The sequence below is a fragment of the Methylobacterium sp. ME121 genome, from assembly GCF_000974725.1.
Classification (GTDB): Bacteria; Pseudomonadota; Alphaproteobacteria; order Rhizobiales; family Beijerinckiaceae; genus Methylobacterium; species Methylobacterium radiotolerans.
In genome coordinates, this window is the sequence record NZ_BBUX01000156.1 from 1 (window position 1) to 2,299 (window position 2,299).

A 2,299-nucleotide genomic window follows, 5' to 3' on the forward strand; every position below is an offset into this window, starting at 1 on the left:
GGACGGGCGGTACCCACCCGCTGGCCGAGCGCCGGGCGCTCGCCGCGGCGCTCAACCGGCGCGGCGGCCTGCTCGTCGCCGACGAGGCCTTCGCCGACCTGGAGACGGTGGAGAGCCTGTGCCCTCACGTCGCCGCACCGGACTCGGCGCCGGGCCTCGTGGTGCTGCGCTCCTTCGGCAAGACCTACGGGCTCGCCGGCCTGCGCCTCGGCTTCGCGGTCGCCGAGCCCGGCACGGCGGCCCGGATCGCCGAGGCCCTCGGACCCTGGGCGGTGTCGGGCCCCGCCCTGGCGATCGGGCGCGCGGCCCTGTCGGACGCGGGCTGGCGCGCCGAGGCCGCCCGGGCCCGGGCCGCGGACGCGGGCCGCCTCGACCGGATGATCGCCCGGGCCGGCGGCCGCGTCGTCGGCGGCACGTGCCTGTTCCGGACCGCCGATTTCCCCGACGGGCCGGACCTCTACCGGCGGCTGGCGGCGTCCGGGATCGCGGTGCGGCGCTTCGCCGGGCGCCCGGAGCGCCTGCGCTTCGGCCTGCCGCCCGACAGGGCGGGCTGGTGCCGGCTGTCGCGGGTGCTCAGGTAGGCCGCGCCCCCGGCGGGTGCGGGTCGCGGGCCGCCACGATCACGGCCAGCGCCGAGAAGGCGAGGCCGACCGCGCAGACGCCCGGCCAGCCGACGAGCAGGAAGGCCTGCGAGCCGGCGTAGGCGCCGAGCGCCCCGAACACGAACAGGGTCGTGAACAGCACGGTGTTGATGCGGCCCCGCGCCCCCGGGACCAGCGCGTAGGCCCGCGTCTGGTTGGCGATGAGCGCGCCGTTCATGCCGATGTCGATGAGCAGCACGCCGAGCGCCACCGCGGCGAGCGACCAGGTGCCCCCCGCCCAGAGCACCGCGAAGGAGAGGGCGACCAGCAGGCTGCCGCCGAGGACGACGGGCTTCGCCCCCCGCCGGTCGGTGAAGCGGCCCGAGATCGGCGCCACGAAGGCCCCGCAGACGCCGATCACCCCGAACAGCCCGGCCCCGGCGGCGGTGAGGCCGAAGGGCGGCCCCTCGACCAGCAGGGCCAGGGTCGCCCAGAAGGCGTTGAAGCCCGCGAACAGCAGCGCCTGCGACAGGCTCGCCGTGCGCAGGACCGGCTGGCTGCGGGCGAGGTGGAGGATCGACAGCATCAGGGCGCGGTAGCGCAGCGGGTGCGTCTGCACCGTGTGGGGCAGGGTGGCCCGCGCGATGCCCGCCATGGCGAGGGCCAGCACGGACGCGACCAGGAAGACCGGCCGCCAGCCGAGATGCGCCCCCAGGAAGCCGCTCGCCGTGCGGGCGAGCAGGATGCCGGTGAGGAGCCCGGTCATGACCTGGCCGACGATCCGCCCGCGGCTCGCGTCCGGGGCGAGTTCGGCCGCGAACGGGACCGCCTGCTGGGCCGCGCAGGACAGGACCCCGACCACCAGATGGGCGAGCGCGAGGCAGGCGAGGTTCGGGGCGAGGCCCACGGCGAGCAGCGCCAGGGCGAGGCCGAGGCACTGTCCCACGATCAGGGCGCGGCGCGGCAGGGCGTCGCCGAGCGGCACGAGCCCGACGATGCCGAGCCCGTAGCCGACCAGGGCCGTGGTCGGCACCCACAGGGCGGCGCGGTCGCCGAACTCGGCCACGATCAGGCCGAGCAGCGGCTGGTTGTAGTAGATGTTGGCCACGGCCCCGCCGGCGATCAGCGTCAGGCCGAGCCGGGCCTTCGCGTCGAGGGGCGTGGTCACGGCTGGGTCGGGGGCAGGCAGGCACGCCGCCGCGGAAGGGCCATGGTCGGGTCCGTGTGGGGAGGGTGATCGGAGCCGCGAGCGATACGGGCGGAGCGCGCCGCCGGGCAAGCTGCGGCGATGCATCCCTGCCGGCACCCCCCGGGGCCCTTCACCGGGGCCGACGGCGCACCATATGCATCAGACGCAGCCGGCGCTGCCCGCATGCCGGCGGGCGCCGCGGACCGGTGCGCCGGGCGACGAGCCTCGCGAGGTTTACGGACCGGACTACGAACGAGAGGGCGGTTTCGTTCCGCGAGAACGGCGCCGGGGCCGCCGCAGCAGGGAGTACGGGATGCCGAACTACCGCGTCGACTTCGCCAAGGAGATCCTCGGGGTGCCGTTCACGATCGGCTCGGTCGCGATCGCGCGGGCCCGCGATCCCGAGCGCGCCCGCCGCGCCGCGGAGCTGCGATTCGCCCGCCAGCACGGCGTCGGCGACTGGCGCGAGCGGGCGGACCTCGCCACGGTGGCCGAGCGGCTCTGACGGCGCGGCCCTGACGGCGCGACC

At 76.9% G+C, this 2,299-nt stretch carries 3 protein-coding genes; 2 read left to right on the plus strand and 1 reads right to left on the minus strand.

The window, feature by feature from the left end:
* The coding region (locus ME121_RS32610) for an aminotransferase class I/II-fold pyridoxal phosphate-dependent enzyme (RefSeq protein WP_491892952.1) at nucleotides 1–581 on the plus strand (581 nt) is incomplete at its 5' end.
* Here ME121_RS32610 and ME121_RS32615 read toward each other — a convergent pair.
* Nucleotides 574–1,749 carry an MFS transporter gene (locus ME121_RS32615; protein WP_012318461.1) on the minus strand — a complete coding sequence of 392 codons (1,176 nt, stop codon included), beginning with the start codon at nucleotides 1,747–1,749 and terminating at the stop codon, nucleotides 574–576. The two genes, ME121_RS32610 and ME121_RS32615, sit on opposite strands and share 8 nt — an antisense overlap.
* Nucleotides 1,750–2,083: 334 nt before the next feature.
* Between ME121_RS32615 and ME121_RS32620 the strand changes: the two genes are divergently transcribed.
* Entirely contained in the window at nucleotides 2,084–2,275 is a 192-nt protein-coding gene (locus tag ME121_RS32620; protein WP_012318462.1) for a hypothetical protein, read from the plus strand.
* Nucleotides 2,276–2,299: the final 24 nt, after the last annotated feature.